Source organism: Pigmentiphaga sp. CHJ604 (assembly GCF_036972535.1).
Lineage (GTDB): Bacteria > Pseudomonadota > Gammaproteobacteria > Burkholderiales > Burkholderiaceae_B > Pigmentiphaga > Pigmentiphaga daeguensis.
In genome coordinates, this window is sequence record NZ_CP136998.1 from 4,196,387 (window position 1) to 4,213,479 (window position 17,093).

General features: G+C 67.2%; 16 protein-coding genes. 5 read left to right on the top strand and 11 right to left on the bottom strand.

Annotation, left to right across the window (positions count from 1 at the left end; genetic code table 11):
• Positions 1 to 153: 153 nt before the first annotated feature.
• On the top strand, positions 154 to 1,062 hold the full coding sequence (locus R4823_RS20215; protein ID WP_087840845.1) for a LysR family transcriptional regulator: 909 nt from the start codon (positions 154 to 156) through the stop codon (positions 1,060 to 1,062).
• 260 nt (positions 1,063 to 1,322) lie between these two features.
• Here R4823_RS20215 and rpoD read toward each other — a convergent pair whose 3' ends face one another.
• The 4 genes from rpoD to rpsU form a co-directional block, all read right to left on the bottom strand.
• On the bottom strand, positions 1,323 to 3,683 hold the full coding sequence (gene rpoD, locus R4823_RS20220; RefSeq protein ID WP_243724448.1) for an RNA polymerase sigma factor RpoD: 2,361 nt from the start codon (positions 3,681 to 3,683) through the stop codon (positions 1,323 to 1,325).
• A 284-nt stretch (positions 3,684 to 3,967) separates the two neighbouring features.
• The gene (dnaG, locus tag R4823_RS20225) at positions 3,968 to 5,983 is read right to left on the bottom strand and encodes a DNA primase (protein ID WP_338615926.1); all 2,016 of its coding nucleotides are present in this window, start codon (positions 5,981 to 5,983) and stop codon (positions 3,968 to 3,970) included.
• A 37-nt stretch (positions 5,984 to 6,020) separates the two neighbouring features.
• Positions 6,021 to 6,482, bottom strand: a complete 462-nt coding sequence (locus tag R4823_RS20230) for a GatB/YqeY domain-containing protein (protein WP_087840847.1) — start codon at positions 6,480 to 6,482, stop codon at positions 6,021 to 6,023.
• Positions 6,483 to 6,650: 168 nt separating this feature from the next.
• A complete protein-coding gene (gene rpsU / locus R4823_RS20235; RefSeq protein WP_087782307.1) occupies positions 6,651 to 6,863 on the bottom strand; it encodes a 30S ribosomal protein S21 in 213 nt (70 codons plus the stop codon).
• 147 nt (positions 6,864 to 7,010) lie between these two features.
• Between rpsU and tsaD the strand changes: the two genes are divergently transcribed.
• A complete protein-coding gene (gene tsaD / locus R4823_RS20240; protein ID WP_087840848.1) occupies positions 7,011 to 8,039 on the top strand; it encodes a tRNA (adenosine(37)-N6)-threonylcarbamoyltransferase complex transferase subunit TsaD in 1,029 nt (342 codons plus the stop codon).
• Between the two features lie 240 nt (positions 8,040 to 8,279).
• Here the strand turns inward: tsaD and plsY are convergent, their stop codons facing one another.
• From plsY to R4823_RS20260, 4 genes are all read right to left on the bottom strand, one after another.
• The gene (plsY, locus tag R4823_RS20245) at positions 8,280 to 8,912 is read right to left on the bottom strand and encodes a glycerol-3-phosphate 1-O-acyltransferase PlsY (protein ID WP_087840849.1); all 633 of its coding nucleotides are present in this window, start codon (positions 8,910 to 8,912) and stop codon (positions 8,280 to 8,282) included.
• A 124-nt stretch (positions 8,913 to 9,036) separates the two neighbouring features.
• Entirely contained in the window at positions 9,037 to 9,522 is a 486-nt protein-coding gene (gene ybaK, locus R4823_RS20250; RefSeq protein WP_087840850.1) for a Cys-tRNA(Pro) deacylase, read from the bottom strand.
• A 14-nt stretch (positions 9,523 to 9,536) separates the two neighbouring features.
• The gene (gene xerD, locus R4823_RS20255) at positions 9,537 to 10,481 is read right to left on the bottom strand and encodes a site-specific tyrosine recombinase XerD (RefSeq protein WP_087840851.1); all 945 of its coding nucleotides are present in this window, start codon (positions 10,479 to 10,481) and stop codon (positions 9,537 to 9,539) included.
• Positions 10,478 to 11,194 (bottom strand): TetR/AcrR family transcriptional regulator, encoded by a 717-nt coding sequence (locus R4823_RS20260; RefSeq protein ID WP_087840852.1) that lies wholly within the window; start codon positions 11,192 to 11,194, stop codon positions 10,478 to 10,480. Before R4823_RS20260 ends, xerD begins: the two co-directional genes overlap by 4 nt.
• Before the next feature lie 90 nt (positions 11,195 to 11,284).
• Between R4823_RS20260 and R4823_RS20265 the strand changes: the two genes are divergently transcribed.
• The gene (locus tag R4823_RS20265) at positions 11,285 to 11,764 is read left to right on the top strand and encodes a DUF2214 family protein (RefSeq protein WP_132979400.1); all 480 of its coding nucleotides are present in this window, start codon (positions 11,285 to 11,287) and stop codon (positions 11,762 to 11,764) included.
• A gap of 341 nt (positions 11,765 to 12,105) precedes the next feature.
• On the opposite strand, the gene R4823_RS20270 is transcribed toward R4823_RS20265, so the two are convergent.
• Together R4823_RS20270 and queG are read right to left on the bottom strand one after the other, a co-directional pair.
• Entirely contained in the window at positions 12,106 to 13,092 is a 987-nt protein-coding gene (locus tag R4823_RS20270; protein ID WP_087840854.1) for a tripartite tricarboxylate transporter substrate binding protein BugE, read from the bottom strand.
• Positions 13,093 to 13,261: 169 nt separating this feature from the next.
• Positions 13,262 to 14,377, bottom strand: coding sequence for a tRNA epoxyqueuosine(34) reductase QueG (gene queG, locus R4823_RS20275; RefSeq protein ID WP_132979401.1), 1,116 nt, complete (start codon positions 14,375 to 14,377; stop codon positions 13,262 to 13,264).
• A gap of 22 nt (positions 14,378 to 14,399) precedes the next feature.
• Between queG and tsaE the strand changes: the two genes are divergently transcribed.
• Positions 14,400 to 14,900 (top strand): tRNA (adenosine(37)-N6)-threonylcarbamoyltransferase complex ATPase subunit type 1 TsaE, encoded by a 501-nt coding sequence (gene tsaE / locus R4823_RS20280; RefSeq protein WP_243724449.1) that lies wholly within the window; start codon positions 14,400 to 14,402, stop codon positions 14,898 to 14,900.
• Positions 14,864 to 16,294, top strand: a complete 1,431-nt coding sequence (locus R4823_RS20285; RefSeq protein WP_087840856.1) for an N-acetylmuramoyl-L-alanine amidase — start codon at positions 14,864 to 14,866, stop codon at positions 16,292 to 16,294. Before tsaE ends, R4823_RS20285 begins: the two co-directional genes overlap by 37 nt.
• A gap of 149 nt (positions 16,295 to 16,443) precedes the next feature.
• Here the strand turns inward: R4823_RS20285 and R4823_RS20290 are convergent, their stop codons facing one another.
• The gene (locus tag R4823_RS20290; protein WP_087840857.1) at positions 16,444 to 17,088 is read right to left on the bottom strand and encodes a VTT domain-containing protein; all 645 of its coding nucleotides are present in this window, start codon (positions 17,086 to 17,088) and stop codon (positions 16,444 to 16,446) included.
• Positions 17,089 to 17,093: the final 5 nt, after the last annotated feature.

Here is a 17,093-nt window from a genome sequence, read left to right on the forward strand (position 1 = left end):
AAGTAGTTGGGGAAACAGGAGACACCGTGTCCTCCCGGCGAATTTCCTGCAAGATATACGGATTCGAGCACCACGCCAAACGAGTTCTTTTCACTTATCTGTGCGTTTTCCGCACTTGGTAAAGTAGAGACTGACGATTCCGGGCCCCCCCTCATGCGCCGCAAGTTGCCCAGCACCGCCGCCCTGGCCGCCTTCGAGGCAGCCGCGCGCCACCAGAGCTTCACCAAGGCCGCGGCCGAACTGGCCCTGACCCAGAGCGCCGTCTGCCGCCAGATCGCCGGCCTGGAATCCTTCCTGGGCCTGAAGCTGTTCCGCCGCACCCGGCGCGGCGTCACCCTGACCCAGGCCGGCCAGACCTACGGCGAGACCGTGGCGCGCCGCCTGGACGAGGTCGAGCGCGACACCCTGGACCTGATGGCCCGGCGCGGCGAAGGCGGCGTGCTGGAACTGGCGTCCGTGCCCACCTTCGCCACCCGCTGGCTGCTGCCGCGCCTGGCCGACTTCGAACGCCACGCCCCCAACATCGTCCTGAACATCACTCCGCAAAGCCGGCCCTTCCTGTTCGAGGGCACCCCCTTCGACGCCGCCATCTACGCCGGCGACGGCCCCTGGCCGGGCACCGAGGCGGTCTTCCTGATGCCGGAGAAGCTGGTCCCCGTGTGCTCGCCCAAGCTGCTGGGCGTGCGCAAGCGCATCATGCCCGGGCAGTTCTCGGCCTACCGGCTGCTGCAGCAAAGCACCCGCCCCTACGCCTGGCGGCAATGGTTCGCCGCGCAAAACGTCAGCCATCCGCACGACCTGGGCGGGCCGCGCTACGAACTGTTCTCGATGCTGGTGGAAGCTGCCGTGCACGGCCAGGGCATCGCCCTCGTGCCACGGCTGATCGTGGAAGAAGAACTCGCATCGGGCCGGCTGATCGTCGCCTGCGAACGCGAATCGGTGCGGGACAAGAACTACTACCTGGTCCTGCCCGAGTGGAAGGCCGACCACGAACCCCTGCACCTGTTCACGCAGTGGCTGGCCGCCCAGGCGGCCCAGTACCGGGCGCAGCATGGGCTATAAAAAACCCCACCCCCTACGCCCTTCGGGCGCCCCCTCAAGGGGGCGGCGCTGGCGGACCGGCAAAGCCGGATCCGCGGCGCCCTGGATCAAAGCAGCCATGCGGTGCTCCGCACCGTTGATATCACTGGGCAGCCAGCGAAGCACCGGCGCCACAACCCGAGATAAAGGAACTAGGCACAGGATGCGGTGGATCCGGCTCCGCCGGTCCACCCGCATCGCCCCCTGGGGGGCGCCCGTAAGGGCGTAGGGGGGGGACCCCTCTACTGCCCTTCCAGGAAGCTCTTGAGCTTGTCGGCCCGGCTCGGATGGCGCAGCTTGCGCAGCGCCTTGGCTTCTATCTGGCGGATGCGCTCGCGCGTCACGTCGAACTGCTTGCCCACCTCTTCCAGGGTCTGGTCGGTGCTCATCTCGATACCGAAACGCATGCGCAGCACCTTGGCCTCGCGCGGCGTCAGCGAATCCAGCACTTCCTTGACGACGTTGCGCATCGAACCGTGCAAGGCCGCGTCCGAGGGCGCCAGCGTGGCGGTGTCCTCGATGAAGTCGCCCAGGTGCGAATCGTCGTCGTCGCCGATGGGGGTCTCCATCGAGATCGGCTCCTTGGCGATCTTCAGGATCTTGCGGATCTTGTCCTCCGGCATGTCCATCTTCTGCGCCAGGGTGGCGGGATCGGGCTCGGCGCCCGTTTCCTGCAGGATCTGGCGGCTGATCCGGTTCATCTTGTTGATCGTCTCGATCATGTGCACCGGAATGCGGATGGTGCGCGCCTGATCGGCGATCGAACGGGTGATGGCCTGCCGGATCCACCACGTGGCGTAGGTCGAGAACTTGTAGCCGCGACGGTATTCGAACTTGTCCACCGCCTTCATCAGGCCGATGTTGCCTTCCTGGATCAGGTCCAGGAACTGCAGGCCGCGGTTCGTGTACTTCTTGGCGATCGAGATCACCAGGCGCAGGTTGGCCTCGGTCATCTCGCGCTTGGCCTTGCGGGCCTTGGCCTCGCCGGTGGCCATCTGCTTGTTGACGTCCTTGAGGTCCTTCAGCGGCAGCACCACGCGGGCCTGCAGGTCGATCAGCTTCTGCTGCAGTTCCTGGATGGCCGGGATCTGGCGCGACAGCGTCTCGGAATAATCGTGGCCGGCGTTGACTTCGCCAAGCACCCATTCCAGGTCGGTCTCGTGCCCGGGGAAGGCCTTGATGAAGTGCGTGCGCGGCATGCCGGCGCGGTCCACACAGATCTGCATGATCGCCCGCTCGAGCTTGCGGACTTCCTCGACCTGCGCGCGCAGCGTGTCGGCCAGCCGCTCGACCATCTTCGCGGTGAAGCGGATGCCCATCATTTCCTCCAGGATGGTTTCCTGGGCGGTGATGTAGGCTTCCGACTTGTAGCCCTCGCGCTCGTAGGCCTGGCGCATCTTGTCGAACCAGCGCTTGACGCTTTCGAACTTCTCCAGCGACTTCACGCGCAGCTCTTCGACCTGCTTGCTGCTCATGCCGCCGGCGGGAGCGTCGTCGCCCTCTTCGTCGTCATCGTCGGACGACGAGGTGACGCCCGAACCGGCATATTCCTCGCCATCGTTCGGATCGATCAGGCCGTCGACGATCTCGTCGATCTGGATCTCGGAGGCGCGGACGCGGTCTGCGTGCTCCAGGATCTCGTTGATCGTGGTCGGGCAGGCGGAGATCGCCATCACCATGTGCTTGAGGCCGTCCTCGATGCGCTTGGCGATTTCGATTTCCCCTTCGCGGGTCAGCAGCTCGACCGAGCCCATCTCGCGCATGTACATGCGCACGGGGTCGGTGGTGCGGCCGAAATCGGAATCGACCGTGGACAGGGCGGCTTCCGCCTCTTCCTCGGCATCGTCGTCGGACGAGGCGACCGGAGCGTTCTCGTTCAGCAGCAGGGTTTCGGCATCGGGCGCCTGGTCGTAGACCGAGATGCCCATGTCGTTGAACGTGCTGATGATGCCGTCGATGGCTTCGGCATCGACCAAGTCATCGGGCAGATGGTCGTTGATCTCGCCATAGGTCAGGTAGCCGCGGTCCTTGCCGAGCTTGATCAGCAGCTTCAGGCGATTGCGGCGCGCCTCGTATTCCTCGGGCGTCACGGGTCCGCGGGCGATCAGGTCCTTGGGATCCGCCTTGCCGCGCTTGCCCCGTCCCTTGGGGATCTTGATTTCGGGAATCGGTTCGGCGTCGACGTCGCCATCGCCCACATCGTCGAAATCGCTGCCGGAGGACTCGGCCTGCTTGGCGTCCTTGGGCGGACGGCCCGGCCGCCGGCCCGCCGGCTTGGCCAGCAGTTCAGCCAGCTTCTTCTCGGCGTTCTTCTTGTCGGCGGCGGTCGCGGTCTTGGCCGCCGTCTTGGTGGCCTTCTTGGCCGCCTTGGCGGCGGGCTTGGCCTTCTCGGCGGGCTCGGCCACGGCGTCGAAGTCGGCGTCGACCGTCGGGGCGGCGGCTTGCGGGTCCAGCAGCTTGGTGCGGGCCCTGCCAGCCGACTTGACCGTCACCTTGACGCCGCTGGCGGCCGCCGTCTTGGACGCAGCCTTCTCCTTGGCCTTGTCTTGCCCTTCGGCTTTGGATTTGTTCACAGTCAGCGTCTTGCCTGTCGTTTTCGCCATGGTCGGTCAACCACTCCTAATATTTCATCCGGTGGCTGGATCGCTCCAGCCCCCAACCCGCGGGTCGGCACTCGTGCACCGATCTCGGCCGCCGCCGGGTACACGCGGCATACAACACTCGGCCTGCTACTGCTTGGATACATCCCGGCCGGATATCGGACAAGGCGCCTGGCAACCGCTGCGCCCCACGCATCCGGCAAGGGTCTCTGGCAAAGATTGCGCATAGCAAAATCCATACCAGAAAACGGGAAAAAATTCTCCCGATCTAACCTACGGTAAACCCTCTATTCTAACACCCTCGGCTTCTTCAACTCTAGGATTCTTTCGGTCAGGGCAAGATAGCGGGCCTTGTCCTGCTCATCCTTCAGGCCCGAGGCGGCCAATTGCTGCTGTTCCGCGACGGCGGCGTGCAAGGCCACCATGCGTAGCGCGTCGTGCAGTTCCGCGTCGGGATTGGGCAACTCTTCTTCATAGATGGTGGCCGTCGACGCCATCACAAGAGTCTGCGACAGCTTGCTGCCCTCGGCCGCCTGCAACAGCGCGCCCGCATGCTGGGCGCCGGTCTCGCGCACCAGCGCCAGCAGCGCCTTGACCGATTCGTATCCTTGGTTGGCCTCCAGCAAACGTTCGGCATCTTCGTCCATGTGCCGGACCAGGCCTGGATGCGTCAGCAGCAGCTGAAGCAAACGCCCCGCTATCGGAATCACCTTGGCCCGCGGGCCCGTATAGCCCTGCGGCCGCTCGTCGCCATAGCGACCGTCGCGGTCCCGGAAGCGCCCGCTCTTGAAGCGCCCCGGCCGGAACCCGCCACCCGCGGCCGGCCCGGCGGGCCGATCATGGAAATCCGGGGCAGGTTCGTAGAAATGGTCGTCAGGCGGTTCGTGGTCGGGCCCCCAATCCGGGGCGTCGGCACTGTCCTGCACGCCATTATTAGACTCTGAGCGGGCCGGCACCGGGGAAGTTCCCCGCATCTGGGCGGGGGTCTGTACCAGTGGCCCGCTGGGCACGTCCTGCAACGGAACCAACTGGGCCAGCTCTTCGGTGGTCAGGCGGGTCAGTTGCGCCAATTCCCGCTGCACCTGCATGCGCAGCGCGCCGGCCGGCATGGCCTGCAGCAGGGGCTTCGCGTCATGCACGCAGCGCGCCCTGCCTTCGGCCTCGTCCATCTGGTGCCGCTCGACCAGCTCGCCCAGCATGAACTGGGACAAGGGCATCGCCTCGCGCAAGGCCTTGCGGAAGCGTTCGGCGCCGAATTCGCGCACGTACGAATCAGGATCGTGCTCGTCCGGCAGGAAAAGAAAGCGGATCGATATATCGTCGCGCAGCAGCGGCAGGCAGGCCTCCAGCGCGCGCCAGGCGGCCTTGCGTCCGGCCTTGTCGCCGTCGAAGCTGAAAATCACGCTGTCGCTGGCGCGCAGCAGCTTCTGCACGTGCACCGGCGTGGTTGCCGTGCCCAGGGTGGCCACCGCGCATTCGATGCCGAGCTGCGCCAGCGCCACCACGTCCATATAGCCCTCGACCACCACCACCATTCCTTCCTTGCGGATGGCCTGCCGTGCTTCCCAGAGTCCGTACAGCTCGGATCCCTTCGAGAAGATGGGTGTTTCGGGGGAATTGAGGTATTTGGGCTCGCCCTTGCCGATGATGCGGCCGCCGAAGCCGATCAGGTGGCCCCGGGCATTCCGGATGGGAAAGGTGACGCGCTCGCGGAACCGGTCGTAACGTCGGCCGTCTTCGCTCAGGATGACCAGTCCGGCCTCGACCAGCAGCGGATCGTCGTAATTGGGCAGGACCGCCGACAAGCCCTGGCGCTCGCCGCCGGCCCAGCCCAGCCCGAACCGGGCCGCGATCTCGCCGGACACGCCGCGCCCCTTCAGGTAGGCCACGGCCGCGCTGGCACCACGCAATTGCTGGCGGTACCAGGTATTGGCGGTTTCCAGCACCTGGCTGTGGCGCGACACCATGGCTTCGCGCTGCTGGCGCGCGGCCCGCTGCCGCGGGCTGCGCTCTTCTTCGGGCACCGACATGCCCACCATGCCCGCCAGCGAGCGCACCGCCTCGGGAAAGCCGGCGCCGGTGTGCTCCATCAGGAAGCGGATGGCCGTGCCATGGGCACCGCACCCGAAGCAGTGATAGAACTGCTTGGTGGGGCTGACCGTGAAAGATGGCGATTTTTCGCCGTGGAAGGGGCACAAACCCAGCAGGTTGGCACCCGCCTTGCGCAACTGCACGTGCTGGCCCACGACATCGACGATGTCGACACGGGCCAGCAGATCCTGGATGAATGACTCGGGGATCATGCGCGCGGCACGAAGGAAGAACGCACGGCCTGCCGGCTCAACCCAGGCGGGCCTTGATCAGCTTGGACACTTCGGCCATGTCCGCACGGCCGGCCAGTTTAGGCTTGACCAGTCCCATCACCTTGCCCATGGCCGCGCCGCCGGTGACGCCCTGAGCCGAGACCTCGGCCACCGCGGCCGCGACCACCGCCTCGATCTCTTCCTGGGGAGCGGCCTGCGGCAGGAACTCCTGCAGGACCGCCATTTCCGCACGCTCCTGCTCGGCCGACTCGGTCCGGCCGGCCTGCTCGAACGAGGCGATCGACTCGCGGCGCTGCTTGACCTGCTTCTCGACGATGGCAACGATGTCGGCATCCGCCAGTTCGCGGCGCTCGTCCACTTCCTTCTGCTTGACCGCGGCCGACAGCAGCCGCAGGGTCCCGAGACGCTCGGTCGCCTTGGCGCGCATCGCGCTCTTGATTTCATCGGACAGGCGGGCTTTGAGGGTATCTGCGCTCATGAGGGATTCCGCGATAAGAAGAAAAGCCGGGCGCCACGACGGACGCGAGCCAGGACAGAGGATAACGGCAAAAACGCCAAAAGCCGCCCGGCTCGTGCCGTAGCGGCTCTGACAACTACTTTGCGAAACTACCGGAAAGCTTACTTCGCGCCAAGGGCGCGGCAGCAATCAGTACAGGCGCTTGGGCAGCTGCTGGCTGCGGATGCGCTTGTAGTGGCGCTTGACGGCGGCGGCATGCTTGCGTTTGCGCTCAGCCGTGGGCTTTTCGTAAAACTCGCGCGAGCGCAGTTCGGTCAGCAAGCCAGTCTTTTCAATGGTGCGCTTGAAACGACGCAGGGCGACCTCAAACGGCTCATTTTCTTTAACGCGAATTGTCGGCATGTAACGATTGCCTCGGGGTTGCTAGGGGTTGATCAAGCCTGCCAATATAGCAGATCCTTTTCCACATTGCCAACCCTTCCGCAGCCTCGGTGCTACACTGCCGCTAGGGTTAACTCTGATCATAATCGCGTCCACGCGTATTTTTCAATGATTGTCCTCGGCTTCGAAAGCTCCTGCGACGAAACCGGCGTCGCCGTCGTCAGCGCCGAACGCGGCTTGCTGGCCCACGCGCTGTACTCGCAGGTCGACATGCATCAGGCCTATGGCGGCGTGGTGCCGGAGCTGGCCTCGCGCGACCACGTGCGGCGGGTGCTGCCCCTGACCCGGCAGGCCCTGGACGACGCCGGCCTGACCCTGGACGACGTGGACGCCATCGCCTACACCGCCGGGCCGGGCCTGGCCGGCGCCCTGCTGGTGGGCGCCAGCGTGGCGCAGGCCATCGCCTGGGCCCGCGACCTGCCCTCCATCGCCATCCACCATCTGGAAGGGCACCTGCTGTCGCCGCTGCTGGCAACGCCCCGGCCCGAATTCCCCTTCGTCGCGCTGCTGGTCTCCGGCGGGCACACCCAGCTCATGCGGGTGGACGGCGTGGCCCGCTACGAATTGCTGGGCGAGACCCTGGACGATGCCGCCGGCGAAGCCTTCGACAAGACCGCGAAGCTGCTGGGCCTGGGATATCCCGGGGGACCGGCGCTGTCCCGGCTGGCCGAATCCGGCGACGCCGGCCGCTTCGACCTGCCGCGCCCGAAGCTGCACAGCCCGGACCTGGATTTCAGCTTCAGCGGCCTGAAGACCGCCGTGCTGACCCGCATGAAGTCCCTGGACCCCGACGACGCCCAGGCCCGCGCCGACCTGGCCGCGGCCACCCAGGATGCCATCGTCTCGGTACTGGTCGCCAAGGCCGCCAAGGCCCTCGAGGCCACGGGCCTGAAACGCCTGGTGGTGGCCGGGGGCGTGGGCGCCAACCGGCTGCTGCGCGAACGCCTGGCCGCCCACCTCGCGCGCCTGCGCGCGCAGGCCTTCTTCCCGCCGCTGGAATTGTGCACCGACAACGGCGCCATGATCGCCTTCGCCGCCGCCCTGCGCCTGCAGGCCGGCCTGGCCGACCCCACCGAGCGCCACATGAGCTTCACGGTCCAACCGCGTTGGCCACTGGAGCCCCCCCCTACGCGCTGATGCGCGCCCCCCAGGGGGCGATGCGGGCGGACTGGCAAAGCCAGATCCGCCGCATCCTGGGTCTAGTGGGATCATCTTGGGTCGTGGCACGGTTGCCACCGCTGGCTGCCAGCGATGGCAAGTGCGTGGCGTGCCAAGAAACGGGCGCTAGATCGAGGGCGCAGCGGATCCGGCTTTGCCGGTCCGCCAGCGCCGCCCCCTTGAGGCGGCGCCCGAAGGGCGTAGGGGGTGAGCTTTCCCTCAGCGCGTAGGGGGGGGACTCCTCTTGCCGAGCTTGCTTTCCTTGCCGGCCATCAGCTTGGAGATATTCTGCCGGTGGCGGTAGAGCAGCATCAGCGCCATCAGGCCGATGGCGGTGCCGATACGGGAGTCGGCGGTCCAGGCGACGCCGTGGCCGAACACGTAATAGATGGGTGCGAAGATGGCCGCGACGATGGCGGCCAGCGACGAATAGCGGAAGAACACCGCCACGATCAGCCAGGTCGCCAGCGTCGCGACGCCCAGCCAGGGTTGCAGGCCCAGCAGCACGCCCAGCGCGGTCGCCACGCCCTTGCCCCCCTTGAACCGGAAGAACACCGGGTAGAGGTGGCCCAGGAATACCGCCAGCGCCACCACCGCGATCGTGGTGTCGCCAAAGCCAAGGCGATACGCATAGACCTGGGCCAGCCAAACCGCCACCCAGCCCTTGAAGGCATCGCCGATCAGCGTCAGGATCGCGGCGGCCTTGCTGCCGGAGCGCAGCACGTTGGTGGCGCCCGGATTTCCGGAGCCGTAGGTGCGCGGGTCGTCGAGCCCCATTACCCGGCTCACGACCACAGCGAACGAGATGGAACCGATCAGATAAGCGATGACGGCGGCGGCGACGGAGATCATGGATGGAAAACCCTTGGGCCTATGTGGCCACGTCACGGTGACGGTGGCATGACAGGCGGCGATTCTACCGGTTGGGCAGGGCACTGTCCCGCTGCAAGCGCACGAAAGCCGCCGCGCGTCCGCGTCACAGCGCGGCGGCGACCGGGACGGCCTTCAGCAGGCGGACGAGTTCGGCCGGATCGATGCCGACGAGATATCCCCGGCGCCCACCGTTGATCAGGATGCGCGGCAGTTCGAGCACGCTGCCTTCCACGTACACCGGCATGGCCTTGCGGGTCCCGAAGGGCGAGGTGCCGCCCACCTGGTAGCCCGAATGCCGCTGGGCCACCTCGGGCTTGCAGGGGGCCACTTTCTTGACGCCGATCTGCCGCGCCAGGTTCTTGGTCGATACTTCCTTGTCCCCGTGCATCAGGATGACCAGCGGCCGGGTGGCCTCGTCCTCCATGACCAGGGTCTTGACCACGATGTGCTCGTCCTCGCCCAATTGGCGCGCCGATTCGGAGGTGCCGCCGTGCTCGACGTAGTCGTAGGCATGTTCGGTGAAGGCGACGCCGTGCTTGCGCAGGAACTGCGTGGCGGGTGTTTCTGAAACGTGTCTGGCTTTGCTCATGGTGAAGGGCGGCCTCAGCCGCGCGGGTGATGCCGCGCGTGCAGCAGTTTAAGCCGCTCGCGCGCGATGTGCGTGTAGATCTGCGTGGTGGAGATGTCGGCATGCCCGAGCAGCATCTGCACCACTCTCAGGTCCGCGCCGTGATTGAGCAGGTGCGTGGCGAAGGCGTGCCGCAGCACGTGCGGCGACAAGGCGGCGCGCACGCCTGCCCGGACCGCGTACTTCTTGACGATGAGCCAGAAGCTCTGCCGGGTCATGGGAGCGGCGCGGGCGGTCACGAACAGCGCGTCGCTGACCTTGCCGCCCAGCAGCGCGGGACGCGCTTCTTCCAGATAACGCGTGATCCAGTGCGCCGCCTCGGCGCCCAGCGGCACGAGGCGGTCCTTGCCGCCCTTGCCCATAACCACGCGCACCACCCCCTCGTTCAAGCCGACGTCCAGGGACTTCAGGTCGACGAGTTCGGACACGCGCAGGCCCGTGGCGTACAGCGTCTCCAGCATGGCGCGGTCACGCAGCCCCAGGTCGGTGTCGAGGTCCGGCGCGCTCAGCAGGGCTTCGACCTGGGCCTCGGACAGCGTCTTGGGCAAGCGCGGCGGCTGCTTGGCGGCACGCAGGGTCAGGCAAGGATCGGCCTGCACGCGGTGCAGGCGCAGGGCCCATTGGAAATAGCGGCGCAGCGTCGCCAGCCGCCGGTTGGCCGTGGTGGCCTTGCTCTGGTGGTGGACCGCCGCGAACCACGCCTCGATGTCGTGCGCCTGGGCACGGTCCAGGGCCGAGGCGCGCTTGTCTTTCAGCCAGGCGTCGAAGGCCGACAAGTCCTGGCGGTAGGCGCGCAGGGTGTTGCCGGACAGTCCGTCCTCCAGCCACATGGCTTCGAGGAACGCCGCGATGCCGGGATCGTCTCCCGGACGGACCACCCCCTGCCTGGACCTGGCCCGGCCATCCCGCGCCGCATTCATGCCGCGCGTCCCCGGCTCCGCCGCCGCGTGCCGGCGCCCGGTGGCGCAAGCAGCGCCACCTCCAGGACAGCCAGCACGTCGTCGCCGGTACGGGATGCGAAGGCGGGAACCGACTGCCGGCCGCGCCAGCCGTCGAGCCGGCCTTCGAGCAGCAGGGTCGCGAAACCATGGACCGCGGACCATGCCAGCAACAGCCGGCGCTCGAAATCCTCGCCCTGCCCGTCCAGCCCCCGTTCGGCCAGCGCGCCGGCCAGCGTGCTGGACAAATGGCCGGCGGCCTCGCTGCCCGCCTGCTCCAATCCCGGATCGCCGGGAGACAAGCGGTCGTAGCGGAACATCAGCTGGAACTGGGCGCGATGGCCGATCGCGAAATCGATGTAGGCCAGCCCCACCGCCCGCAGCTGGGCCTGCGGCGAGGCGGCGGCCTTGTCGCGATAGGCCCGCATCATGGCCGACAACTGCCGGAAGCCGGCAGCGGCGAACGCCGTCAGCAGCCCGGCGGCATCGCCGAAGTGATGCGCGGGCGCCGCATGGGAAACCCCCGCGCGCCGCGCGCATTCGCGCAGCGTAAAGCCTTCCAGGCCGCGCTCGTCGAGCAGGGATCGGGCCGCGTCGAGCAATGCCTGGCGCAGGTCGCCGTGGTGATAAGAACCCGCCTGGCGGGCAACGGTGCGACGGGGGCTCTTGCCACCCGGGGGAAGATCAGCTCGCATGCCCCATCTTCGCAAAGAAATCTTTACGCCGTCAAATTGACGGACAGCCTTCCCGGATTATTCTTGACAGTGTAAACATCGGAAGCTATCGTGGCGCTTTCTCATCTAGACAGCGTCAAGACCATGATTGCCGATTTCATTCTCGCGTGGATGCACCATCTCTGTTTCCTGGGCATGGCCGCGGCACTGGCCATGCAATGGACGCTCCTCAACCCTGCCCGTCCGAGCATCCCCCTGGCCCTGCTCGGCAGGACCGACGCCTGGTACGGCAGCCTGGCCATGCTGATCCTGGCCATCGGCGCGGCACGCGTCGCCTGGGCCCCCAAGGGCGCGGCCTTCTACCTGGACAACCCCGTCTTCTGGGCCAAGATCGCGGTCTTCCTGGCCGTCGGCGCCATCTCGGCCCTGCCCACCATCAACTACCTGCGCTGGCGCCAGCAAGCCCGCCACGACGCGGACTTCCAGCCAGCAGCCGCCGACGTAAGCAAAGTCCGCAAGGCCATCCGCCTCCAGTTCCTGGGCTGGCTAGCCCTCCCCATCCTGGCCGCCGCCATGGCTCGGGGGGTTTAACCCCCCCTACGCGCTTCGCGCGCCCGGCATGGTGAGCCCCCAGCCGCTACGCGGCAGCCCCCCGAGGGGGCGGGGACCCGCCTTGGGGCGGCCCGGCGCCGGGTCCCGGGGCGATGCGAGTGAACCGGCAAAGCCGGATCCACCGCATCCTGGGGTACCAACAGGCTGGCGGAGGACAGGCGTTCTTGCCTCTTGTCAGCACAAATGCGAACGGCCTTGCATCATGATGCAAGGCCGTTCCCGTATTCGCGGTGGTCCCAGACCCAGGGCACAGCGGATCCGGCTCTGCCGGTCCGCCAGTGCCGCCCCCTGGGGGGCGCGCGAAGCGCGTAGGGGGGGCCTTACTCCAATTTGATGTTTTGCTTCTTCACGACTTCCTTCGCCTTGTTCAGTTCCTTCTCGATCTCGGTGCGGAACTCGGCGGGCGTGTTGCCGACGGCGGCGGCGCCCTGCTTGGCCAGGGTGTCCTTCACCTGCGGATCGGACAGCACCTTCACCGCAGCGTCGCGCAGCTTGTTGATGATGTCGGCGGGCGTACCGGCGGGAGCCAGCAGGCCGTACCAGGCCGGGTCGTTCATCAGCGGCAGGCCGAGTTCCTTGAACGTGGGCACGTCGGGCAGGCCATCCACCCGCTTGTCCCACGCGACCGCCAGTGCCTTGAGCTTGCCGGCCTGGATGTTGGGCATGGACGAAGGCAGGTTGTCGAACAGCATCTGCACCTGGCCGCCCACCACGTCGGCGATGGCCGGTCCCGAACCGCGATAGGGAATGTGGACGATCTTGGCGCCCGTGCCCAGCTGGAAGAGTTCACCCAGGAAGTGATTGATGCTGCAAGTGCCCGAGGTGGCGAACGAGAACTTGCCGGGCTCTTTCTTGGCCAGTTCCAGGAACGACTTGAAGTCGTTGGCCGGGACCTTGGGATTGACGGCCAGCACGTTGGCCGTGTGGGCGAAGTTGGTGACCGGCTGGAAGTCCTTGAGCGGGTCGTAGCCCAGCTTGGGGTTGCAGGCAGGGTTGATGGCCATCGTCGAGACGGTGGCGATGCTCAGGGTATAGCCGTCCGGCGCGGCGCGCGCGGCTTCGCTGGCGCCGATGGCCCCGCCGCCGCCGCCGCGGTTCTCGATCACGAAGGGCTGGCCGAGTTCGCGGCCCATGCGCTCGCCCACGAGCCGGGCGATGATGTCCGTCGAGCCGCCCGGCGCGAACGGCACGATGACGCGTACGGGCTTGTTGGGATAGGACTGGGCGGCGGCCGTGCCAGGCACGGCGAGCATGGCGGCGGAAACGGTCAGCCCCGCCAGCGAAGCGGCGATTCTTGCTGCTTTCATGCGTACTCCTCTTGTGGATGGTCCTTCACGGAATCGGCCCGTGCCGCAACGATGCGGAGGCGTCTGCGCGCCGGTCTCGATGCTGCGCGTTTCTAATGCTGTCTTGACCTCATGGGCTCAAGTGGGCCTGGCCAAAAGAATAGCAAACAGGTTTGACACGCTGTACATGTCACACCTCTCGTTTTCCCCGACTCTGGCGCTCCAGCGCCCAGCGCACGTGTTCCCGGACCAGTCCGCTGGGGTGGTCGGCGCGCTCGCGCAGCGCCGCGCGCGCCTGGTCCGAGGCCGGCGCGTTGCCCAGCGCCACCGCCAGGTTCCGCAGCCAGCGCTCGTAGCCGATGCGGCGGATCGCGCTGCCCTGGGTACGTTCGTCGAAATCCCGCTCGCTCCAGGCGAACAGGTCCAGCAGCGAAGCCGTGTCCAGTCCATGGCGCGGCGCGAAATCCCCCTCGGCGCAGGCGCGCGCGTATTTGTTCCAGGGACAGGCGGTCTGGCAGTCGTCGCAGCCGTAGACGCGCGTGCCGATGGCCGGCCGCAGCGCCTCGGGGATGCTGCCCTTGAGCTCGATGGTCAGGTAGGAAATGCAGCGCCGGGCGTCCACCACGTAGGGCGCCACGATGGCGCCGGTCGGACAGGCGTCGATGCAGCGGCGGCATTGCCCGCAATGCGGCGTCTCCAGGCTGTCTGCCGGCAGGGGCAGGTCGGTCAGGATCTCGCCCAGGAAGAACCAGCTTCCGTCGCGTGACAGCAACAACGTATGCTTGCCGCGCCACCCCAGGCCGGCCTTGCGCGCCAGCTCCACTTCCATGACCGGCGCCGAATCGGTGAAGACCCGGTAGCCGAAGGGGCCGACGTGCTCGGCGATGCGGTCGGCCAGCCGTTGCAGGCGCTGGCGCAGGACCTTGTGGTAGTCGCGGCCCAGGGCATAGGTGGCGACGACCGCCCGGCCGCCGTCCTCGAGGGCCTGGCGCTGGCGCGCCGCCAGCGCGGGCCCGTCCAGCGGGGCATAGTCCATGCGTACCATGATGGCCGAGCGCGCCCCCGAGACCAATCGGGTCGGATCCTGCCGCAGCGGCAGGTGGCGCTCCATATAATCCATCTCGCCATGCATGCCCTCGGCCACCCAGGCGGCCAGCCGCCGGCCCGCCTCTTCCAGGTCGAGGTCGGCGAATCCCACCGCGGAAAAACCCAGCTCTCGGCCCCAGCCGCGTATGGTCTCGGCCAGCGCGGCCAGGTCGGGGCCGTCGTGGGTGGAAACGGGGGCAAACGGGGGCGACGCTGACATACTGTCATGGTAGCCCATGCCCATGAACCCTGCCCTTCATCCCGCCATGCCCGACTCCCGCCACGCCCATCTGCCCGACGAATCCGCCACCGAAGCCCTGGCCGCCCGGATGGCTCCGCTGGTGGCCCACGGAGGCCGCATCCACCTCCACGGCGACCTCGGAGCGGGCAAGACCAGCTTCGCCCGGGCACTGTTGCGCGGAGTCGGCGTTACAGGTCGAATCAAAAGTCCGACGTTCACGCTAGTTGAACCTTACAAAGTTTCGAACTTATACTGCTATCACTTTGATTTTTATCGTTTTACCGATCCACGCGAGTGGATCGACGCCGGATTCCGGGACGCCCTGCGCGATGACGCCCTCGTGCTCATCGAATGGGCGGAACGCGCAGGCGGTGCGCTTCCGGTCCCGGACCTGGACATCGCGCTGTCTTATGAAGGCGCAGGACGCGGGGTGACGCTCGACGCCCACACCGCAAAAGGGCAGGCATGGCTGAACACACTTTTTCCCGACACGACGGGCTAGAACCCGACCCCGACCTTCCGGCCGGCACACCGGCCCTGTCCTACGCCCAGGCCCAAGGGGTGCTCGCGCCCCGCGGCGTCTCGCGCCGCCGGCTGGTGGCCGGCCTGGCCGCCACCCTGGTGGTGCCCCTGGTCCCAACGGCCACCCGGGCCGCCGAACTGGTCGCGGTGCGCCTGTGGCCCGCCCCCGACTACACCCGGCTCACGCTGGAGCTGGACGCCGAGCTCAAGACCGAGCACTTCGTGCTGGACAATCCGGACCGCGTGGTCCTGGATATCGAAGGCGTGGAAATGAACGCCGCGCTGCGCGACCTGGTGTCCAAGGTCCGGCCGGACGACCCCTACATCGCCAGCGTACGCGTCGGGCAGAACCGCCCCAACGTGGTACGGCTGGTGCTGGACCTGAAGCAGGAAACCATTCCCCAGGTCTTCAGCCTCAAGCCCGTGGGCGAATACAAGCACCGCCTCGTGCTCGACCTGTATCCGAAGGCGGCCCAGGATCCCCTGGTCGCGCTGGCGAACAAGGGTAGCAGCGACCCGATGGCGCAGATGCTGGACAACCTGCAGTCCGAGCGCGACGCCATTCCCGCGCCCGGTACGGGCTCGGCCGCCAACGGCGCACCCATCCCGGAAGCGGTGCCCGAGGCGCCGCCGTCCATCCGCCGGCGCTCCGATCCCGCGGTCGCGCGCATGATCACCGTCGCGCTGGACCCCGGCCACGGCGGCGAGGACCCCGGCGCCATCGGCCGCGGCGGCACGCGGGAAAAGGACGTCGTGCTGCGGATCGCCCGCGGGCTCAAGGCCATGATCGACCAGCAGCCCAACATGCGCGCCATGCTGACCCGCGACGGCGACTACTTCGTGCCGCTGCACGTGCGCGTGGCGAAGGCGCGCCGGGTGCAGGCCGACCTGTTCGTGTCGGTGCACGCCGACGCCTGGATCAAGCCGGATGCGCGCGGCTCGTCGGTGTTCGCGCTGTCGGAAAGCGGGGCCAGCAGCAGCGCGGCGCGCTGGCTGGCGGCCAAGGAAAATGCTTCCGACCTGATCGGCGGCGTCAACATCGGCTCGCACGACAAGCAGATCGCCCGGGTGTTGCTGGACCTATCCACCACGGCCCAGATCAACGATTCGCTCAAGCTCGGCCGCGCGGTGCTGGACGAACTGTCCAACATCAACCGCCTGCACAAGCCGCGGGTCGAGCAGGCCGGCTTCGCCGTGCTGAAGGCGCCCGACATCCCGTCCATCCTGGTCGAGACCGCCTTCATCAGCAATCCGGAAGAGGAAAAGCGCCTGTCGGACGTGTCCTACCAGAGCAGCATGGCGACCGCCATCATGCAGGGCATCCAGCGCTATTTCGCGAAGAACCCGCCGCTGTCGAAGAACAAACTGACGTAGGGGTCCCCCCCTACGCGCTTCGCGCGCCCCCCAGGGGGCGGCGCTGGCGGACCGGCGGAGCCGGATCCGCGGCGCCCTGGCAACCTACCGGTTGGTGGAGGGGTGGGGGCTTTACAAAAAAACGGCCTCACACGAGGCCGTTTCGTTTTTCAGGCGCGTTTCGATCGCAGCCCGCCTATCAACTTCCATAGGCCGCCCAGTACGACCGGGACGATGGCGGCGGCCAGGCCTATCAGGACGATGGTGTTCAGGTGTTCGCGCACCAGGGGCAGGTTGCCGAAGAAGTAGCCGGCCAGGACGAGCAGGAGCACCCACAGCAGCGCGCCGATGACGTTGAAGAACTGGAAGCGGGCGACGGTCATGTAGCCGACGCCGGCGACGAAGGGAGCGAAGGTCCGGACCACGGGCAGGAAGCGGGCGATGATCAGGGTCTTGCCGCCGTGCTTCTCGTAGAAGGCGTGGGTCTTGATCAGCGCCGCGCGGTCCAGGAAGCGGATGTTCTGCGAGAAGACGCGGGGGCCGATGTAGCGGCCGACGTAGTAGTTGACGGTGTTGCCCGAGACCGCCGCGATCAGTAGCAGCACGATCAGCAGCCCGGGGTGCATGCTGCCGGTGGCGGCGAAGGCGCCGGCGATGAACAGCAGCGAGTCGCCAGGCAGGAAGGGCAGGACGACCAGACCGGTCTCGGCGAAGACGATCAGGAACAGGATAAGGTAGATCCAGGCGCCATATTGCGCGACCCATACGCCCAGGGTCTGGTCGATATGGATCAACATCTGAAGGAATTCGAGCATGGGAA

Coding starts and splice junctions, on each gene's coding strand:
- R4823_RS20230 (WP_087840847.1), bottom strand. CDS start 6,482: ATGAGCGCAGATACCCTCAAAGCCCGCCTGTCCGATGAAATCAAGAGC.
- R4823_RS20270 (WP_087840854.1), bottom strand. CDS start 13,092: ATGAAAGCAGCAAGAATCGCCGCTTCGCTGGCGGGGCTGACCGTTTCC.
- rpsU (WP_087782307.1), bottom strand. CDS start 6,863: ATGCCGACAATTCGCGTTAAAGAAAATGAGCCGTTTGAGGTCGCCCTG.
- R4823_RS20260 (WP_087840852.1), bottom strand. CDS start 11,194: ATGCGAGCTGATCTTCCCCCGGGTGGCAAGAGCCCCCGTCGCACCGTT.
- R4823_RS20285 (WP_087840856.1), top strand. CDS start 14,864: ATGGCTGAACACACTTTTTCCCGACACGACGGGCTAGAACCCGACCCC.
- plsY (WP_087840849.1), bottom strand. CDS start 8,912: ATGATCTCCGTCGCCGCCGCCGTCATCGCTTATCTGATCGGTTCCATC.
- xerD (WP_087840851.1), bottom strand. CDS start 10,481: ATGAATGCGGCGCGGGATGGCCGGGCCAGGTCCAGGCAGGGGGTGGTC.
- tsaE (WP_243724449.1), top strand. CDS start 14,400: ATGAACCCTGCCCTTCATCCCGCCATGCCCGACTCCCGCCACGCCCAT.
- ybaK (WP_087840850.1), bottom strand. CDS start 9,522: ATGAGCAAAGCCAGACACGTTTCAGAAACACCCGCCACGCAGTTCCTG.
- R4823_RS20290 (WP_087840857.1), bottom strand. CDS start 17,088: ATGCTCGAATTCCTTCAGATGTTGATCCATATCGACCAGACCCTGGGC.
- dnaG (WP_338615926.1), bottom strand. CDS start 5,983: ATGATCCCCGAGTCATTCATCCAGGATCTGCTGGCCCGTGTCGACATC.
- tsaD (WP_087840848.1), top strand. CDS start 7,011: ATGATTGTCCTCGGCTTCGAAAGCTCCTGCGACGAAACCGGCGTCGCC.
- R4823_RS20215 (WP_087840845.1), top strand. CDS start 154: ATGCGCCGCAAGTTGCCCAGCACCGCCGCCCTGGCCGCCTTCGAGGCA.
- queG (WP_132979401.1), bottom strand. CDS start 14,377: ATGTCAGCGTCGCCCCCGTTTGCCCCCGTTTCCACCCACGACGGCCCC.
- rpoD (WP_243724448.1), bottom strand. CDS start 3,683: ATGGCGAAAACGACAGGCAAGACGCTGACTGTGAACAAATCCAAAGCC.